This is a genomic window from Massilia sp. NBRC 108631 (assembly GCF_059704565.1).
The window spans coordinates 63433-82096 of the sequence record NZ_BAAKJE010000142.1 but is presented as its reverse complement, the minus strand read 5'-3'; the positions used below and the strand labels follow the sequence as shown (position 1 = coordinate 82096).

Sequence of the window (18664 nt, the reverse complement as noted above, 5' to 3'; positions counted from 1 at the left end):
TCTCGTCCCGATTGGCGGTTAATCTGTTATATTTTACGCCACATTTTAAAAAAAGGAACGCCTATGTTGTCGCATGTGTTTATCGGGGTGACGGAGTTCGAGCGCGCCCACGCGTTCTATGCCGCGCTGATGGATGAGCTGGGACTGGTGCGCAAATTCAGGGATGACAGCCGGCCCTGGGCGGGCTGGATGGCGGCGGATGCGCCGCGGCCGCTGTTCGTGATCGGCAAACCCTACGAGGGCGAGGCCAGTTGCGGCAACGGCCAGATGGTGGCGCTGCTGGCGCCGTCGCGCGCGGCGGTGGACCGCGCCTACGCCAGTGCGCTGGCGCATGGCGGCAGCTGCGCCGGGCAGCCCGGCTTGCGGCCGCACTACCATCCGAATTACTACGGCGCCTACTTCCGCGACCTGGACGGCAACAAACTGGGCGTTTGCTGCCACCACGAGGAGTAAATCAGGCCAGCGCTTCCTTGGCCGCTTCCTCCGGCGTCAGGCCGTCATAGAACTGGTCGGTGAACCACTCGATCTGCTCCTCGATGTGCTCCTGGGCCTGCTCCACGGTGGCGCCGCCCTGCACCAGGAAACCTTCCACTTCGATGCACCAGTGGATCAGCGCCAGGGTTTCTTCGTCCAGCTCTTCTTTTTTCTTTGCCATGCTTGCTACGCCTTCACTGTGTCATTAATCGTCCAGCCCACAGTGTACAGTGTAGCAGCACGGACCTGCCCTACTGCGCTTGCTTCGCCGCCACTTGCTCCTTCGGCTCCGGGTACAGCACCAGCTGCAGGTAGTTCTCCTTGTCGAAGTAGCGCCTGGCCGCTGCCTGCAGGTCGGCCGGCTTGATGCCCGCCACGCGCTGCTCGTACTTCAGGAAAGCGGCGGCCGGGTCGGTGCCGTTCAGCGCGGCACCCTGCAGGCGGCTCAGCCAGTAGCCATTCTCGCGCAACGCCTTGCGGTGGCTGGTGTTCCAGTTCTGCTTGACCTTGTCCAGGTCCGCCGCATCCGGTCCTTCGTCCTGCATCTTGCGGATCAGTTCCATGGTGGCGGCGATCACCTTGTCCACGTTCTCCGGCGCGCACGGCAGCGCGGTCTGGATCTGGTAGGCGCCGTAGGGACGCTTGCTCAGGCCGCCGCTGATCTGGCCGCCGTAGATCACCGCCATCTTCTCGCGCAGTGTTTCGATCAGCTTGATGTTCAGCACTTCCAGCATGGCCTGCATGTGCATCTGCGCCTCTTCCGAGTACTTCGCCTCGCCGGTAAACACCAGCGCCACCCGGCTCTTCGGCTCGGACCCCTTGTACACCTCCTTCTTCACCACGCCCTTCACCGGGCGGATGCCCTGGTCCCGGTAATCGACCGGAATGGACGGCGTGGGCAGGCTGGCCAGGTAGGTGGCCAGCAGCGGCTTGATCTTCGCCACCTCGAAGCTGCCCACCAGGTAGAAGGTGAAGCCCCTGGCACTGGCGAAGCGCTCCTTGTAGATTTCCATCACGCGGTCCAGCCGGATCTGGTCGAAGTCCTCCACGCGCGGCGCGCGCGGCGCCAGCGGATGGTTGTTGTACAGGGTCGCCGTGAGCGTATCGCCGAACACCGCTTCGGGCATCAGCAAGGCATTGCGCGCCATTTCGCGCTGCTTGCCGATGAAGGACGCGAACAGCGCCTCGTCCTTGCGCGGCTGGGTGAATTCCAGGTGCGCCAGCTGCAACATGGTTTCCACGTCGTTGCTGCCGGAGCCGCCGCGCAAGCCTTCGGTCAGCGTGCTGATCGACGCGCCCGACGAGGCGGTCTTGCCGGCCAGGATCTTCTGCATGTCGGTGGGCGAGTAATTCAGCAAGCCCATCTGGCCGACGATGGTGCTGGCGTAGCGCGCGTTGAACATGTCCTTGGCGTCATACAGCGACTGGCCGCCGAAGCGGTGCGCGCTCATCAGCACCTGGTCGTTCTTGAAGTCGGTCGGTTTCAGCACCACCTTCACGCCGTTGCTCAGCGTCAGTTCGGTCAGGCCCAGCGCCTTGTTGACGGTCTCCTTGACGATGCTGCCTGCCCTGGGCGGCTTGTCCATCAGGCTGGTGGCGTACACCTTCTCGTCCTGCGCCTTCACCGCCACCATCTCGGCCGCGTTCACCGCCGCCAGCAACTGCTCGCCTTTCGGCGCCGGCTGCTCGGCCTTGTCGTTGCCCAAGTAGACCACCAGCTTGTGCTGGTCGGCGGGCAGCAGCTTGCGCGCGGCGGCGTTGACCTCCTCCAAGGTCACGCCCGGCACCAGCTCGTTGGTGTAGGCGTACTCGTTGACGATGCCCGGCATCGATTCGTTGACCAGGAAGTTGCGCATGAACTCGGCCGCGAAAGCCGCCGATTCGGACTTGTCGCGTTCGTTGTACAGGCGCTCGACCTGGCGCAGCATGCCCTTCTTGATGCGCTCCAGCTCCGACGCGGTAAAGCCGAACTGGCGCGCGCGCTCGCTCTCCTGCACCAGCGCGCTGATGGCCGGCTGCGGGCCGCCCTTGCCCAGCACGGCCAGCGCGCTGAAGGACTTGTAGCCGTGCGCCACCTTGCCCACTGTGCCGCCGCCCTGGATGAAGGGCGGCTCGGCCTGCTGCGTGAGCTCGTTCATGCGCTGGCCCAGCATGGCCATGACCATGCCCTCGACCAGCTTGCGGCGGTAGCCGGCAAAGTCGGTTTCCTCCTGGTACGGCTCGATGGCGTAGCGGATGTACAGCATATTGGCCGGCGACTCCTTGTCCAGGAACACCAGCGACTCGGAATAGGCGCGCGAAGGAATCGGCGCATAGCTGCGCGGGCGCGGCTGCTCGGGGTTTTTCAGGCCGCCGAAGTGGCTGTGCACCAGTTTCTCCGCCTCCGCCGGGTCGATGTCGCCCACCACGATCACCGCCATCAGGTCCGGGCGGTACCAGTCCTTGTAGAAGCGCTTGATGGCTTCCGGCTTGAAGTTCTTCAGCGTCTCTTCCTGGCCGATAGGCAGGCGGTCGGCATAGCGCGAGCCGTTGAACAGCTTGGGCATCAGCACCTTGTTCATGCGGTCGCCGAAGCCTTTGCCGATGCGCATTTCCTCCAGCACGATGCCGCGTTCGCTGTCGATGTCGGCGTCGTTCAGCGACAGGCCGCCGGCCCAGTCCTGCAGCACCTTGAAGCCGGTATGGATGTTCTCCTTCTTCGCCGTGGGGATGGGCAGCATGTAGACGGTTTCGTCGAAGCTGGTGTAGGCGTTCAGGTCGGCGCCGAATTTCACGCCGATCGACTGCAGGTAGGAAACCAGCTCGTGGCGCTTGAAATTGGTGGAACCGTTGAAGGCCATGTGCTCGGTGAAGTGCGCCAGGCCGCGCTGGTCGTCGTCTTCCAGGATGGAGCCGGCCTTGACCACCAGGCGCAGTTCCAGCTTCTGTTCCGGCTTGGCGTTTTTCTTGATGTAGTAAGTGAGGCCGTTGGGCAGTTTGCCCACCTTCACGTCCGGCGCCATCGGCAGCTGGGCCGACGGATGGATCTCGGCCTGCGCCAGCAGCGCGTAGCCGAGCAACACGGTGGCGCACAGGATGCGTATTTTTACAGCTGTCATGGTGTCTGGTTCCTCTTCTTCACTTCGGTTCCGGGTGCAGCACTGCCTGCACATAGTTGTCGAACTTGATGTAGCGCCGGGCCGCCTCCTGCAGCTCGGCCGGCGTGAGCGCCGCAATGCGCTGCTCCTCGCGCAGCAGCAGCCCGGGGTCGCCGCCGTCGGCATAGGCAGCCTGCAAGCCCGCCAGCCAGTAGCTGTTTTCCTGCAGCGCCCGGCGGTAGGTGTTGCTCCAGTTGGCCTTCACCTTGGCCAGGTCGGCCGGGTCCGGCCCCTGCGCCTGCATCTTCTTGAGCACGTCCATGGTGGCCGCAATGACCTGGGGCACGCTGCCGGATGCGCACGGCAGGTTGGCGCTAAACAGCACGCGGCCGTAAGGCAGCTTGTTCATGCGGCCGCTGAAGCTGCCCGAATAGAGCAAGCCCTTGTCCTCGCGCAGCACTTCCACCAGCTTAATGTTGAGCAATTCCCCCAGCGCACGCACGCGCAGGGCTTCGTCCTCCGAGTACGGCGCCTCGCTGGCAAAGCGCAGGCTGACCCGGCTTTTCAGCTCGGCGCCGCGGTACATATCGGTCTTGATCACGCCTGCAGCCGGGCGCATGCCCCGGTCGCGCATGGCGGTGGCGATGTCGGGCACCGGCAGGCTGCCCAGGTAGGCCGCCAGCAGCGGCTTGAGCTTGGCCACCTCGAAGCTGCCCACCAGCACAAAAGTGAAGTCCTTGGCGCTGGAAAACCGCTCCTGGTAAATCTCCGCCACCCGCTCCAGCTTGAGCTTGTCGTAGTCGGCCGGCAGCATCAGGCGCGGCAGCAGCGGATGGTCGTTGTAGATGGCGCCGGCCACCCTGTCGCCGAACACGGCATCGGAACTGGCGGCCCGGGCGCGCGCCCCTTCGCGCTGTTTCGCGATCAAGGAAGCGAACAGCTTGTCATCCTTGCGCGGGCGCGTGAAGCGCAGATGCACCAGCTGCAGCATGGTTTCCACCTCCGCCGTGGCGGCGCTGGCGTTGACGTTCTCGTACAGCTCGTTGATCTCGACGTTGGCCTGCACGGTTTTTCCGGCGAGCACCTTGGCCAGTTCGATCGGCGCGTAATCCAGCAAGCCCATCTGCGACACGAGGCCGCTGGCCAGCCGCGCACTGTTCAGGTCGGCTGCGTCGTACAGCGATTGCCCGCCTTGCCGGAAGCCGCCCAGCAGGACCTGGTTGTTCTTGAAGGCGGTCGGCCTGAGCACCACCCGCACGCCGTTTTCCAGCGTCAGCTCGGTGGTGCCCAGCGCCGCGTCGACGCGTTCCTTGACGATGGCGCCCGGCTTGGGCGGCGCCTCCATCAGGCTGGCGCCATACACTTTCTCCACCAGCGGCTGCAGCGGCGCCGCTTCGGCCGCGGCGGCGGCGGCCAGCAGCGCGGAGCGCGAGGGCGCGCGCACATCCGCGCGGGCGCCGCCACGGTAGACCAGCAGCTTGTGCTGGCCGGACGGCACCGCCTCGCGCACGGCCTGGTTCACTTCGTCCAGCGCAATGGCTGGCAGCAACTCCCTCTGGAGCTCGACCTCATAGACCGGGCCCGGGATCGGTTCGCCCAGCAGGAAGTTGCGCACCAGAGCGCCGACCAGGGTGGACGAGTCGCCCGTGGCGCGCTCCTGGTAGCGGCTCTCGGCGGCGTTCAGGACGCTCTTTTTGGCGCGATCCAGTTCGGCCGCAGTGAAGCCGTGGCGGCGCGCGCGCTCGCTTTCCTGCACCAGCGCGGTCACCGCCGGCTCGGCGCCGCCCTTGCCCAGCACCGCCGTCGACTGGAAGGCCCGGTAGCCGGGCGCCGAAGCGGCCTTGACGCTGGCGGCCCGGACGAAGGGCGGATTGGCGCCCTGCGACAGCTCCGCCAGGCGCAGCGCCAGCATGGCGGTATACAGCCGTTCAATGAGGTGGGCCCGGTAGTCGGCCACCGTGCTGTCCGGGCGGCGCTGCTCGGCCGGATAGAAAATCGTCACCGTGTCCGACGCGATCTCCCTGAAACGCTGCACCAGCGCCTCGGAAGCCGTGTACGGCGGCAGGTCCACGTAGTTGCGGGCGCGGGGAGCAGCCGGCCCCTTGAGTTTGCCGAAGTGCTTGTGCACCAGCTGCTCGGCCTCGGCCGGCTCGATGTCGCCGACCACCACCACGGCCATCAGGTCGGGCCGGTACCAGTCCCGGTAGAAGCGCCTGACGGCGTCCGGCGTGAATTTTTTCAGCGACTCTTCGGTGCCGATGGGCATGCGCTCGGCGTAGCGGGCGCCGTTGTACTGCTTGGCGTACAAGGCCTGCATGGCGCCGGTGCCGCCGCGCAGGCGCAGTTCCTCCAGCACGATGTCGCGCTCGCGCTCGATGTCGGCGTCATTGAACGCCACCCCGTGCGCCCAGTCCTCCAGCACCAGGAAGCCCTGCTCCAGGTTTTCCTTCTTGTCGATCGGCAGCGGCAGCGTGTAGACCGTCTCGTCGAAGCTGGTGTACGCGTTGAGGTCGGCGCCGAACTTCACGCCGATCGACTGCAGGTAGGAGACCAGCGCGTGGCGCTTGAAATTGGTGGAACCGTTGAAGGCCATGTGCTCGGTGAAGTGCGCCAGGCCGCGCTGGTCGTCATCCTCCAGCATGGAGCCGGCCTTGACCACCAGGCGCAGTTCCAGCCGCTGTGCCGGCCTGGCGTTCTGCTTGATGTAATACGTGAGGCCATTGGGCAGCCTGCCCACCTTGACGTCGGCCGCCACCGGCAACGGCGCGTTCAGATTGGGGGCGGCATGCGCCAGCAGCGAGCAGCTGAGCAGGACAACAACCGTCGCGGTACGCAGTTTCAAAAGTCTCATGCTTGTCAGGATGCCATTGAATATGTTGCCACAATACACGAAGTTTGACAATTTCCGCTACAATCCTCAGGCCTCATTTTAGAGGCAACAACCAATACGTCTTCGGGGCGGGGTGAAATTCCCCACCGGCGGTAAAACCGGCAACGGTCAAGCCCGCGAGCGCTTGCTCACGCAAGGTCAGCAGATCTGGTGCAATTCCAGGGCCGACGGTCATAGTCCGGATGAAAGAAGATGTGCGCTGCAACGCGGCTTCCCGCTCGAGCGATCGAGACGGGCAGCCGCGCGTCGTCGCTTGCCCTGATGCGTTTTTCGCCCAACTTATGCGAGGAGCGTTTCACATGTCAGTAACTCAAGAAGCAAACCAGTTCTCCCTCTTCAGTCCCGATCTGGAAGGCCGCATCCAGTCTGCGCTGGCGGCCATGCGCGCCGGCGTGCCCGTCATCCTGCTCGACGATTTCGACCGCGAGAACGAAGCGGACCTGATCGTGGCCGCCGACAGGCTCACCGTGGAAACCATGGCGCTGATGATCCGCGAATGCAGCGGCATCGTCTGCCTGTGCCTGACGGCCGACAAGGTGCGCGAACTGGAATTGCCGCCCATGGCGCCGGACAACGGCAGCCGCTATGGCACGCCGTTTACGGTGTCGATCGAAGCGCGGCACGGCGTCACCACCGGGGTGTCGGCGGCCGACCGCGTAAGCACCATCCGCGCCGCCACCGCCACCGGCGCCAGGCCGGAAGACGTGGTGCGGCCCGGCCACGTGTTCCCGCTGCGCGCCACGCCGGGCGGCGTGCTGGCGCGCAAAGGCCACACCGAAGGCTCGGTGGACCTGGCCATCATGGCGGGCCTGAAGCCATCGGCCGTGCTGTGCGAGCTGATGAACCCGGACGGCACCATGATGCGCGGCGAGGACATCGAACGGTTCGCCGAACTGCACGGCATGCCCATCCTGACCATCGCCGAGATGATCGAATGGCGCACTAAAACCGAAGCAGCCTGAGCCGCATTCCGCCAACTTCGGGGTCTGACCCCGAAGGTGCAAAAATGCGGCACAGTTCGCTTGTGCGGAGTTTCAACGAGGCAAGTGGACGTGGCGGTGCACCAGCGTGCCTGCCAGCGCAAACGCCACGGCCGCCACGCCGAAGGCTACCGGCAGCCGCGCGCCCCACTCGGGCAGCGCGTGGATCACGGTGCCCATCAGCGCCACGCCCACCAGTGCACCGATCTGGCGGTTGGCGTTCAGCGCCGCGGCGGCGCTGTTCGAATATGCCTTGCCGGCCACCTGCATCACCGTGGCGGTCATGGCCGGAATCGCAATCCCTACCGCCACATTCATCAGCACGATCACCGTGAGCATCAGCGCCAGCGGCATGGACGGCATGCGCCACGCCAGCGCCAGCAGCACCGCCGCCATGGCGGCGCCCACGGCCAGCCCGCCTAGCAACGGCAGGCGCAGGCCGGTCCGCGCGGAGAGGCGGCCGGACGAGAAATTGCCTATCGTGAAGGCGGCCATCATCGGCAGCAGCGTGTAGCCGGTGTGCAGCGCATCGGCGCCGCGCGCCTGAATGTACAGGCTGAGCAGGAACAGCTGCCCGAACACCGCGAAATTGATCAGCAAGCCGGTGGCATTGGCGGCCGCGAAGCTGCCGTTGCCCAGCAGGGCGCGCGGCAAGATGGGATGGGCGATACGCCGCTCGCGCCGCACCAGTACCGCCGCAAACACCACGGTGGCCGCCAGCCCCGCCAGCAGCGGCGCCGACGTCCAGCCCAGCACCGGGCCTTCGATCAGCACGAAACTCAATCCGGCCAGCGCCAGCACGCCCAGGCCATGGCTGAGCAGCGACAGCGGCCTTGGCTGCGGCCGCACCGCCGGGATCAGCCGGTACGCCAGCGCCATGCCAAGCAAGCCCAGCGGCACATTCACCCAGAACACGCTGCGCCAGCCGAATTCGTGCACCAGGATGCCGCCCGCCAGCGGGCCGATGGCCGACGAGGCGCCCACCATGGCCGACCAGGTGCCCACCATGCGGGCGCGTACCTTGTCGTCCTCGAAGGTGTGGCTGAGCAGGCTGAGCGAGTTGGGCAGAAACAGCGCGGCGCCGGCGCCCTGCAGCAGGCGCGCCGCCGTCAGCGCGCCGCCGCCGGGAGCGATGGCGCACAGGACCGAGCCGGCCAGGAACACGCCCAGGCCGGCAATGTAGGCGCTGCGCGCGCCCATGCGGTCGCCCAGCGCGCCGCCGGCCAGCAGCAGGGCCGCGAAGGTCAGCGTGTAGCCGTCCACCACCCACACCAGGCCCGACACCGGCACCGACAGGTCGCGCGCGATGTCCGACAGCGCGGTGTTGACGGCCGTCAAGTCCACCATCGCCATCACGAAACCGATGGCCAGGGTCAGCAGGGTCAGGTTGCCCGCCTGCGGGGCGCTTTGTACCGCCGCGCCGCCAGCCGGGGCGGCAATACCAGCACATGAATCATTTGCCATAAGAAGCTCCTCTACCTATTGCCCGCATCGTAGGCCGCTTGCGCAATGCAGTAAACACGCATAACATCGGCACCCTGATGCAAAAATGCATTTCACGGAGCCGCCATGGACTGGGACAACGCCCGCATCTTCCTCGCCATCCACCGCGCCGGCACGCTGCGCGGCGCGGCGGCGCAACTCGACATCGACCAGGCCACGGTGGGCCGGCGACTGGCGGCCATGGAGCAGTCGCTCAACGCCAAGCTGTTCCTGCGCACGCCCGGCGGCTACGTGGCCACGCCGGCCGGCGACCTGGCCGCCAGCGCCGCCGAACAGATGGAAACCGCCGCCGACCGGCTGCAGCGCGAAATGCAGGGCATCGACCACCGCCTGTCCGGCACCATCCGCGTGGCCACCTCCGACACCATGGCGGCCCACTTCGTCATCGACGCCATGCAGCGCCTGCACGTGCGCCATCCGGACATCCGCATCGTGCTAAGCGCCTCGACCCAGCTCTCCAGCCTCACCCGGCGCGAAGCCGACCTGGCCATCCGCACCGTGCGGCCGGACAGCCCGGACCTGATCTCGCGCCACCTCACCCGCCGCACGCTGGGCCTGTACGCGTCCAAGGCCTACCTCAAGCAGCACGGCATGCCCACGCCGGGCAACGCGCTGGCCGGGCACGACATCGTGATCTACCAGCACAGCGTGGCGCCGCGCCATGCGGAAAAGCTGTGTGGCGAGCCGGTGGCCAACGCGCGCGTGGCGATGGAAGTCAACACCGGCCTGATATTGCACGAAGCCGTGAAAGCCGGCCTGGGCATAGGCGAGCTGGCCACCCATATTGCCGCCACCACGCCCGAGCTCGTGCGCATCTGGCCCGAGCGCGAACAGAGCTATGAGGTGTACCTGGTGATGCACAGCGACCTGAATCGCACCGCCCGGGTGCGCGCGGCGGCGGACGCCATCATTGAATCGTTCCCATCCCGATAGCACAGAATGCTAAGATGCCAAGATGAGTACACAGGCATCGTTTTTCTCCCCGCTGCGCGAGTTGCAGCGCTGGGCCATGGACTGGATCGCCAGCTGGTGGCAGTTGCTGCACTTCAGCGTGCTGGTTGCCACGCTCGCCCTTGCCCCGTCCAGCTACAATGCCCGCCACCGTCCCGCGCTGGCGCGCCAGCTGGTGCTGGGCAGCGCGCCGCACCTGCCGTGGTTCACGCTGGTGTCCGCGCTGATCAGCATCGTCATCATCCGCATCGTCGTCGTCACTTCGCAGAGCTATGGCCTGTCGCGCTATGCGCTGGAGATGGTGGTACGGGTGCTGGTGCTGGAGCTGATCCCGCTCATCACCGCGCTGTTCGTGGCCCTGCGCAGCACCTTGCCGGCCGGCGTGGAGTTCGCGCAGATGCGCGCCGCATCCAAGGGCAAGAACGCGGTGACGGGCATGATAGGCTTGCGCGACGAGTTCTTCCCGCGCGCCGTGGCCGGCATGTTCTCGGTGTGGCTGCTGGGCGCGGTGAGCTGCGTGCTCACGCTGATCCTGGCCTACCTCACCATCTACGGCTTTACGCCGTACGCGCTGCAAGGCTACACGCGCGTGGTGGGGCAGATTTTCACGCCGCCGGTGGCACTGATCCTGGTGCTCAAGATTTTCTTCTTCAGCCTGGCCGTGGGCCTGATCCCGCTGGCATCGTCCTTCCATGCCGGCTCGTGGCGGCTGCGCCATGTGCATGGCCTGTCCGACATGGTGCGCATGTTCTCCGTGCTGCTGCTGATCGAAGCCGCCTCCCTGGTGGGCAACTATTATTGAACCCGGAACCGATATGACCGAACCGACCCTGGCTCCCGAAGCCTCCCCCGTCCGCAATGCCGAACTCAAAGCCGCCCTGCTGCTGCTGCTGATGTTCGTGCTGGTGGCCGGCACCGCCATCTACCTGCTGTATGCGCGCGGCGCGTTCGAGGCCACGCAAAGGCTGGTGCTGACGGCCGACGACTCGGAAGGCGTGAGCGTGGGCATGGACGTGACCTTCGCCGGCTTCCCCATCGGCCGCGTGCAGCGCATTGAACTGGGCAAGGATGCCAAGGCGCGCGTGCTGATCGACGTGCCGACCAAGGACGCGCACTGGCTGCGCACCAGCAGCATCTTCACCCTGGAACGCGGCCTGGTGGGCGGCGCCAAGCTGCGCGCCTTCAGCGGCATCCCGAACGATCCGCCCTTGCCCGACGGCGCGGTGCGCGAGATGCTGGTGGGCGACGTGGCGGCCGAGATCCCGCGCCTGCTGAACGCGGCCAAGGAACTGCTGCAGAACGTGACCAACCTCACCGCCGCCGACTCCGCACTGGGCGCCAGCCTGGAGAACGTGCGCGGCGTGACCGAACGCCTGAACGGCCCCGGGGGCGCCATGGGCTTTATCGCCGGCGAGGACAAGAAGGCGCAGGAGCTGCTGCGCAACGCCAATTCGCTGATCGTCAAGGCCGACAAGCTGGTGGGCAATGCGGACAGCCGCGTGTTCGGCAAGGATGGCGTGATGACCGACACGCAAGCGGCCGTGGTGCAGATGAATGGCCTGCTGTCGGACGCGCGCACCAGCCTGAAGAAACTGGACGCGGTGCTGGCCGAGGCGCAGGCCGTCGGCGCGAACGCCCGCGTGGCCACGCAGGACCTGGGCGCGCTGCGCGGCGACGTGGACGCCAACCTGCGCAAGATCGAGCAGCTGATCAACGAGATCAACCGCAAATGGCCGTTCAAACGCGATACGGAGATCAAGGTGCCATGAAGAAGATGATGAACCCGGCTGCCGGCGCCGCGCTGGCCGCCATGCTCGGCGCGCTGCTGCTGCTGTCCGGCTGCGGCAACAACCCGCCCGTGCCGGACTGGAAAATGAATGCGCACAGTTCGCTGGAGCGCGCCCAGTCGGCCTACCTGGCCGGCAAGGACAGCGTGGCCGACAGCGAATTCGCGCGGGCGCGCAGCCAGGTCGGCAGCACCGGCAACATCGAGCTGGCCATCCGCGTGGAGCTGGCGCGCTGCGCCACGCAGGTGGCCTCGCTGGTGCTGGACGATTGCCGCGGATTCCACAAGTATGCGCATGACGCGTCCGGCGCGGATATCGAGTATGCGGCCTATCTGGCCGGCACCCTGCCTCCGTCCGACGCGGGACGCTTGCCCGAACAGCATCGCGCGGTGGCAGGCGCCGCCAACGACGTAGCGGCCGGTGCCGCAGTGGCGGCGATCAAGGACCCGCTGTCGCGGCTGGTGGCGGCTGGCGCCGTGTTCCGCGCCAACCGCGCCACGCCGCAGGTGATCGCGGCGGCGGTCGAAACCGCGTCCGAGCAAGGCTGGCGCCGGCCGCTGCTGGCCTGGCTCAACGTCCAGGCCCTGCGCGCCGAGAACGCTGGCGACACGGCCGAAGCCGCGCGCCTGCGGCGGCGCATCGCGCTGGCTGCGGAATAAGCCGCGCCGGAGCCCGGCGGCTTACGGCGTGAACGCCCGATCCGCCCTACCCGTCGCCGGCGCCGCTGCCGTAAGACGGGTTAGCTGCGCGCGGCCCGCCGTGTTCCGCCCGCCGCCTATTCCGAGGCGGCTGCGCGCGTGGCAGCGGCTGCGGCCGCTTCACGCAACTTGTCCTTCTTGCTCTTGCGCGCGCCCTTGATGCCGCCATTGACAATATCGGTGGCCGGATGCGCCACCGGCGCAGTTTCGACAGGCTCAAACCCGGCCACCTGCTCGCGCGGCACGCGGATGCCCAGCCGCTTCTCGATCAGGCGGAAATGCGCCTCCGTCTCCGCACTGACAAAACTCACCGCCATCCCGCTGGCGCCGGCGCGCCCGGTGCGGCCGATGCGGTGCGTGTACTCCGCCGGCGCGCGCGGCAAGTCGAAATTGACCACCACCGGCAGCTGGACGATATCGATCCCGCGCGCGGCCACGTCGGTCGCCACCAGCACCTGCAGGCGCGAATTCTTGAAGTCCGCCAGCACCTCGGTACGCGCGCCCTGGCTGAAATCGCCGTGGAAGGCCTCGGCGCGGATGCCGTTGCGGCGCAGTTTCTCCGCCACGTGCTCGGACGCGTACTTGGTGGCCACGAACACCAGCACCCTGCTCCACTTGTTCTCCTTGATCAGGTGCTTCAGCAGCACCTGGCGGCGCACCGCGTCCACCGCGATGGCGCGCTGCGCGATGTCCGGCTCATGCTCCGGCGCCGACGCCGCCTCCACCCGAACCGGGTTGCGCAGCAGATGGTGCGCCAGCGTCTGCACCGCGCTCGGGAAGGTCGCCGAGAAGAACAGGTTCTGGCGGCGCGCCGGCAGCAGCGCCAGGATGCGTCCGATTTCCTCGGTAAAGCCCATGTCCAGCAGGCGGTCCGCCTCATCCAGCACCAGCGTGGCGGCCGACGAAATATCCAGCGCATTGTGGTCGACCAGGTCCAGCAGCCGGCCCGGCGTGGCCACCACGATATCCGCGCCGCCGCGCAAGGCCATCATCTGCGGGTTGATCGACACGCCGCCAAACACGATGGACACTTTCACCGGCACCGGCAGGTGCTGCACCAGCGCGCGGATCGCCTCGCCCACCTGGGCCGCCAGTTCGCGCGTCGGCACCAGCACCAGGCCGTGCACGCCCTGGCCCGCCGCGCGCGCGCCGCGCTTGGCCAGCAGGGCGTTGAGCATCGGCAGCGCGAAAGCGGCGGTCTTGCCGGAGCCGGTCTGCGCGGCGCCCAGCACATCGTCCCCGCGCAAGGCGGCGGGAATGGCGGCGGACTGGATGGCAGTCGGTTCGGTGTAGCCGATTTCAGTGACGGCGTTGATCAGCGAAGGCGCGAGGCCCAGCGAGGAAAAGGACATGGATGCCTTGTTATGTAGCGCGTGGAGAACCCGACAGTATACGCCACCGCAGCATGCCGCATGTGAATTGCATGTTGCTCCCGGCTTATATTCGTGGGAATATTACCAAGTTAAAAACATTTTAAAGCACCTCCGATGATCAACTGGGACGCCCACATTTGCCTGCCGCAGCATCCGCAGGCCGACTTCACGCCGGTGGAGCAGCTGCGCGCCGCAGGCGTCAACTACGTTTCCCTGAACGTGGGCGCCGACATGAACCCGGTCTCGCAGGTGATGTCGGTGATTGCCGGCTACCGCGCCACCATCGCGGCCGAATCGGACCGCTACGCGCTGGTGTCCAGCGTGGACGACATCATCCAGGCCGCCGCCGACGGCAAGATGGCCATCACCTTCGACCTGGAAGGTTCGATGCCGCTGATGGACCAGCCGGACATGGTGGCGCTGTACGCCCAGCTGGGCGTGCGCCAGATCCATTTCGCCTACAACCGCAACAACAGCGTGGCGGGCGGCTGCCATGACACGCCGTACGGCCTGACGCCGCTGGGCCACCGCATGGTGCAGGCGGTGAACGACGCTGGCGTGCTGATGGACTGCGCCCACACCAGCGTGCGCAGCACGCTCGACATCATGGCAGCGTCGTCGCAGCCGGTGATCTTCAGCCACGCCAACGCCTACGGGCTGGTCCAGCACGGCCGCAACGCGACCGACGAGCAGATCCTGGCTTGCGCCGGCACCGGCGGCGTGGTGTGCGTGTCCGGCCTGTCCTGGTTCCTCGGCAGCGAGAACCCGGCCGCGGCCGACGTGGCGCGCCACGTGGCCTACATCGCCGAACTGGCGGGCGTGGCGCACGTGGGCATCGGCACCGACATCTGCTTCCAGCAGAAGGACCTCGACGACACGCCGCCCGGCGAGTTCGATCCGGCGCACTGGTGGCCAGCCTCCGCCGGCTACCGCGCCGGCTCGCCGCCCACCTTCACGCCGCCGGGCATGTGGCGCGCCATTGCGCCGGAACTGCGCAAGCTGGGCATGTCGGTGAGCGAAATCGAAATGGTCATGGGCCGCAACATGATGCGCGTGGCACAGCAGGTGTGGAGCAGCCCGGCGCAGGACGCGGCGCAGTAATGCCTTACTGCCCGCTGAGCGCGCGCATCTCGGCATACAGGTTGGACTTGCCTTCAAAACCGATGCCCGGCAGGTCCGGCATGGCGATGTAGCCCTGGTCCACGCGCACGCCGTCCGGGAAGCCGCCGAAGGGCTGGAACAGGTCCGGGTAGGACTCGTTGCCGCCCAGGCCCAGGCCCGCCGCGATATTCAGCGACATCTGGTGCCCGCCGTGCGGGATGCAGCGGGTGCGCGACCAGCCATGTTCATGCAGCATGTCCAGCGTGCGCAGGTACTCCACCAGGCCGTAGCTTAGCGCGCAATCGAATTGCAGCCAGTCGCGGTCGGGCCGCATGCCGCCGTAGCGGATCAGGTTGCGCGCATCCTGCATGGAGAACAGATTCTCGCCGGTGGCCATGGGCTTGTCGTAGTAGCTGCGCAGCGTGGCTTGCAGCTCGAAGTCCAGCGGGTCGCCGGCCTCCTCGTACCAGAACAGGTCGTACTGCCTGAGCGCCTTGGCGTAGGCGATGGCGGTGTCCAGGTCGAAGCGGCCGTTGGCGTCCACCGCCAGCTTCTGGCCGTCGCCCAGCACGCTGAGGATGGAGTCGATGCGGCGCAGGTCCTCATCCAACGACGCGCCGCCGATCTTTTTCTTCACTACCGTGTAGCCCCGGTCGATATAGCTGCGCATTTCGTCCTTCAGCGCGTCGTGGCTCTGGCCGGGGTAGTAATAGCCGCCGGCCGCGTACACGAACACCTTCTTGTCCGCTGTCCCATTGCCATAGCGCTCGGCCAGCAGCTGGTACAGCGGCTTGTTGGCGATCTTGGCCACCGCGTCCCACACCGCCATGTCGATGGTGCCGATGGCCACCGAGCGTTCGCCGTGGCCGCCAGGCTTTTCGTTGGTGTACATGCAGTTCCAGATCTTGTGCGCATCGAGGTTGGCGCCGTCGTCGCTCACCAGCGTGGCGGGATCGGCTTCCAGGATGCGCGGAATGAAGCGCTCGCGCATCAGCATGCCCTGGCCGTAGCGGCCGTTGGAGTTGAAGCCGTAGCCGATTACCGGCTTGCCGTCGCGGATCACGTCCGTCACCACGGCCACCAGGCTCAGCGTCATCTTGCTGAAGTCGATGTAGGCGTTGCGGATCGGCGAACTGATGGGCAGGGTCTTTTCGAGGATGCTGACGATTTTCATGCTGGGTCTCCTTGGTTGGAATGGGACCAGCATAGCCTTAAACAAGAGCGCTATAATTCATCGGTATTTACTTTATTATTTACTTGAAGTGAAGAATAGATGAAAAACGACACCTCCGAGCTGGGTTTCTTCGTGCTGCTGGCCAAGCTGGGCAGCCTGGCCGCCACGGCGCGCGAACTCGCCATCACGCCGCCTGCCGCCACCAAGCGCCTGATGCAGATGGAGCAGCGCCTCGGCGTACGGCTAGTGAACCGCACCACGCGCCGCGTCAGCCTTACCAGCGAGGGCGAGACTTACCTGGCGCAGGCGGCGCAGATCCTGGCCGACATCCGCGCCATGGAGGAATCCGTGTCTAGCAGCCGCGCGGCGCCGAAAGGCCTGCTGCGGGTCAACGCCACGCTGGGCTTCGGCCGCACCGGCATCGCGCCGCTGGTGTCCGCATTCGTCCAACAATATCCGGAAGTCGACGTGCAGCTGCAACTGACGGACCGCGCCATCAACCTGGTGGAGGAAGCCTACGACCTGGGCATCCGTTTCGGCGAGCTGCCGGACACGCGGCTAAGCGCGCGCAAGATCATGTCCAACCGGCGCTTCCTGTGCGCCTCGCCGGCCTACCTGAAACGCGCCGGCACGCCCGCCACGCCGGAAGACCTGGCGCGGCACCGCTGTATCCTGCACCGCCAGAACGACGACGCCTACGCCACCTGGCGCCTGAGCAAGGGCCGCAAATCGGAATCGGTCAAGGTACGCGGCAGCCTGTCCAGCAACGACGGCGACGTGGTGCTGGGCTGGGCGCTGGACGGCCACGGCATCCTGCTGCGCTCGGAATGGGACCTGGCCAGATACCTCGACAGCGGCCGGCTGCAGAAGGTGCTGCCCGACTACGCCCTGCCCTCGGCCGACCTGTACGCCTACTACCCCAGCCGCCAGCACCAGCCGGCCAAGCTGCGCGCCTTCATCGACTTCCTGGCGGCGCAGTTCGCGCGCTGACTACATGCCCGTGTCGCCATACGGCCCGGCGATAACGACCACGTAGCCGTCCGGGTCGCGCAGCCAGATCTCGCGATGCGATGCATTGGTGTTTTCGCGCGGGCCGTCCAGCACCACGGCCGAGATGGAGGCGGCGCGCTCCACCGCCTCGTCGAAATCTTCGGTATGGAACCACAGCAGCGCACCGTTGCCGTAAGGGCGCTGCTCCGGATCGCCCAGGTGCGCGTGGCCGTGGGCGTCCCAGCGGTGCAGCTGCAATATCATGTGCTCGCCGAACATCAGCTGTTCGTACTCCTTGCCGCCGTGGCCGCTGCGGGCCCCCAGCACCACTTGATACCAGCGGCTGCTGGCTTCAACGTCGCTCACTGCAATAAGGGGTTGCGCTTGCATGGCTTGCCTCCTTTCAGGGATGGGTAGATGATACTCGCATCATGGTGACCGCGACATTTCGCTTCTACGAAGAACTCAACGATTTCCTGCCACCGGCGCGGCGCCGGCGCGAGTTCGACGCGCCCTGCGCGCGCGCCGCCACCGCCAAGCACATGATCGAGGCGCTCGGCGTGCCGCACACCGAAGTGGAGCTGGTGCTGGTGAACGGCGAGTCCTGCGGCTTCGAACGCCTGCTGGAGGACGGCGACCGGGTGGCTGTCTATCCCAAGTTCGAAACCTTCGACGTCAGCCCCCTGCTGCGGGTGCGCGAACAGCCTCTGCGGGTGCTCGGCCAAGGCCTGCGCTTCATCGCCGACGCCCACCTGGGCGGCCTGGCACGCCTGCTGCGCATGGCCGGCTTCGACACGCTATACGACAACGCCATAGACGACCGCGAAATCGAAGTCATCTCCGCCGAGCAGCAGCGCATCGTGCTCACGCGCGACCGCGACCTGCTGAAGCGGCGCGGCGTTACGCACGGCTGCTACGTGCGCGCGCTCAAGCCTGAACTGCAGTTGCGCGAGATCGTCGGCCGGCTGGACCTGGCCGGCAGCGTGCGCCCCTTCACGCTCTGCCTGCAGTGCAACGCGCCGCTGCGCACCGTGGCCAAACAGGACGTGCAGCGCAAGCTGCCGCCCGCCGTGCGCGCCAGGCATGAACTGTTCGTCACCTGCGATGTGTGCGGCGGCGTGTTCTGGCAAGGTTCGCACTGGCAGCGCATGCGCGCGGTGCTAGCCGGCGTAGGCGCGCTGTAGTTCGGCGATATCGAGTTTCTTCATCGGCATCAGCGCAGCCATGACGCGTTCCGCCTTGGCCGAACCGGACTCCTTGATCATCTCGATCAGCACGCGCGGCACCACCTGCCAGGACACGCCGAACTTGTCCTTCAGCCAGCCGCACTGCTGCTCAGCCGGGTCGCCGCCTTCGGACAGGCGCAGCCAGTAGCGGTCCACTTCCTGCTGGCTTTCGCACATCACCTGGAACGAAACCGCCTGGTTGAACTTGACCTGCGGCCCGCCGTTCATGGCGGTAAACGCCGTACCGTTCAGTTCAAACTCCACCGTCAGCACGGAGCCGGGCTCGCGGCAGTGGATCTCCTTGCCGGCTTCGGAATAGTGCGTGATCAGATTGATTTTCGCGTTGTCGAAGATACCGACATAATAGTTGGCGGCTTCTTCGGCCTGGGACTCGAACCACAGGCAAGGAACGATTTGCTGGATGCTGGCCATGAACGATC

At 66.4% G+C, this 18664-nt stretch carries 17 protein-coding genes and 1 riboswitch; of the genes, 9 read left to right on the top strand and 8 right to left on the bottom strand.

What is annotated here, in order from left to right:
- The first annotated feature begins 63 nt into the window (after positions 1-63).
- Positions 64-453, top strand: coding sequence for a VOC family protein (locus AC6H42_RS15770; RefSeq protein WP_057157920.1), 390 nt, complete (start codon positions 64-66; stop codon positions 451-453).
- 1 nt (position 454) lies between these two features.
- Here the strand turns inward: AC6H42_RS15770 and AC6H42_RS15765 are convergent, their stop codons facing one another.
- The 3 genes from AC6H42_RS15765 to AC6H42_RS15755 all read right to left on the bottom strand — a co-directional run bounded on the left by AC6H42_RS15765 (position 455) and on the right by AC6H42_RS15755 (position 6402).
- Positions 455-655: a hypothetical protein gene (locus AC6H42_RS15765; protein WP_057157919.1), complete on the bottom strand. Its 201-nt coding sequence runs from the start codon at positions 653-655 to the stop codon at positions 455-457.
- Between the two features lie 70 nt (positions 656-725).
- On the bottom strand, positions 726-3572 hold the full coding sequence (locus AC6H42_RS15760) for a M16 family metallopeptidase (RefSeq protein WP_057157918.1): 2847 nt from the start codon (positions 3570-3572) through the stop codon (positions 726-728).
- Positions 3573-3591: 19 nt separating this feature from the next.
- A complete protein-coding gene (locus AC6H42_RS15755) occupies positions 3592-6402 on the bottom strand; it encodes a M16 family metallopeptidase (protein ID WP_497548450.1) in 2811 nt (936 codons plus the stop codon).
- A gap of 94 nt (positions 6403-6496) precedes the next feature.
- Positions 6497-6639, top strand: a riboswitch (FMN riboswitch).
- A gap of 101 nt (positions 6640-6740) precedes the next feature.
- On the opposite strand from AC6H42_RS15755, the gene ribB reads away from it, so the two are divergent.
- Positions 6741-7403 (top strand): 3,4-dihydroxy-2-butanone-4-phosphate synthase, encoded by a 663-nt coding sequence (gene ribB, locus AC6H42_RS15750; RefSeq protein WP_057157916.1) that lies wholly within the window; start codon positions 6741-6743, stop codon positions 7401-7403.
- 72 nt (positions 7404-7475) lie between these two features.
- Here the strand turns inward: ribB and AC6H42_RS15745 are convergent, their stop codons facing one another.
- On the bottom strand, positions 7476-8885 hold the full coding sequence (locus tag AC6H42_RS15745) for an MFS transporter (protein ID WP_082552153.1): 1410 nt from the start codon (positions 8883-8885) through the stop codon (positions 7476-7478).
- Positions 8886-8990: 105 nt separating this feature from the next.
- Between AC6H42_RS15745 and AC6H42_RS15740 the strand changes: the two genes are divergently transcribed.
- From AC6H42_RS15740 to AC6H42_RS15725, 4 genes are read left to right on the top strand one after another with little or no spacing between them, the layout of a single operon-like run.
- Positions 8991-9857: a LysR family transcriptional regulator gene (locus AC6H42_RS15740; RefSeq protein ID WP_057157915.1), complete on the top strand. Its 867-nt coding sequence runs from the start codon at positions 8991-8993 to the stop codon at positions 9855-9857.
- Between the two features lie 22 nt (positions 9858-9879).
- A complete protein-coding gene (locus AC6H42_RS15735) occupies positions 9880-10677 on the top strand; it encodes an MlaE family ABC transporter permease (protein WP_057157914.1) in 798 nt (265 codons plus the stop codon).
- Between the two features lie 13 nt (positions 10678-10690).
- Complete coding sequence (locus AC6H42_RS15730; protein ID WP_057157913.1) at positions 10691-11644, top strand: MlaD family protein; 954 nt, start codon at positions 10691-10693, stop codon at positions 11642-11644.
- Entirely contained in the window at positions 11641-12321 is a 681-nt protein-coding gene (locus tag AC6H42_RS15725; protein WP_307188308.1) for a hypothetical protein, read from the top strand. The genes AC6H42_RS15730 and AC6H42_RS15725 overlap by 4 nt, the downstream gene beginning before the upstream one ends.
- 116 nt (positions 12322-12437) lie before the next feature.
- On the opposite strand, the gene AC6H42_RS15720 is transcribed toward AC6H42_RS15725, so the two are convergent.
- Positions 12438-13712 carry a DEAD/DEAH box helicase gene (locus AC6H42_RS15720; RefSeq protein WP_057157912.1) on the bottom strand — a complete coding sequence of 425 codons (1275 nt, stop codon included), beginning with the start codon at positions 13710-13712 and terminating at the stop codon, positions 12438-12440.
- 135 nt (positions 13713-13847) lie between these two features.
- On the opposite strand from AC6H42_RS15720, the gene AC6H42_RS15715 reads away from it, so the two are divergent.
- Positions 13848-14834 carry a dipeptidase gene (locus tag AC6H42_RS15715; RefSeq protein ID WP_057157911.1) on the top strand — a complete coding sequence of 329 codons (987 nt, stop codon included), beginning with the start codon at positions 13848-13850 and terminating at the stop codon, positions 14832-14834.
- 4 nt (positions 14835-14838) lie between these two features.
- Here the strand turns inward: AC6H42_RS15715 and AC6H42_RS15710 are convergent, their stop codons facing one another.
- Positions 14839-16008 (bottom strand): mandelate racemase/muconate lactonizing enzyme family protein, encoded by a 1170-nt coding sequence (locus AC6H42_RS15710; RefSeq protein ID WP_057157910.1) that lies wholly within the window; start codon positions 16006-16008, stop codon positions 14839-14841.
- Positions 16009-16107: 99 nt separating this feature from the next.
- Here AC6H42_RS15710 and AC6H42_RS15705 point away from each other — a divergent pair, with 99 nt between their 5' ends.
- On the top strand, positions 16108-16998 hold the full coding sequence (locus AC6H42_RS15705; protein WP_057157909.1) for a LysR family transcriptional regulator: 891 nt from the start codon (positions 16108-16110) through the stop codon (positions 16996-16998).
- Here AC6H42_RS15705 and AC6H42_RS15700 read toward each other — a convergent pair whose 3' ends face one another.
- Entirely contained in the window at positions 16999-17388 is a 390-nt protein-coding gene (locus AC6H42_RS15700) for a VOC family protein (protein WP_057157908.1), read from the bottom strand.
- A 41-nt stretch (positions 17389-17429) separates the two neighbouring features.
- Here AC6H42_RS15700 and AC6H42_RS15695 point away from each other — a divergent pair, with 41 nt between their 5' ends.
- Positions 17430-18182 carry a Mut7-C RNAse domain-containing protein gene (locus tag AC6H42_RS15695; protein ID WP_057157907.1) on the top strand — a complete coding sequence of 251 codons (753 nt, stop codon included), beginning with the start codon at positions 17430-17432 and terminating at the stop codon, positions 18180-18182.
- On the opposite strand, the gene AC6H42_RS15690 is transcribed toward AC6H42_RS15695, so the two are convergent.
- On the bottom strand, positions 18159-18656 hold the full coding sequence (locus AC6H42_RS15690) for a VOC family protein (protein WP_057157906.1): 498 nt from the start codon (positions 18654-18656) through the stop codon (positions 18159-18161). The two genes, AC6H42_RS15695 and AC6H42_RS15690, sit on opposite strands and share 24 nt — an antisense overlap.
- Between the last annotated feature and the right edge of the window lie 8 nt (positions 18657-18664).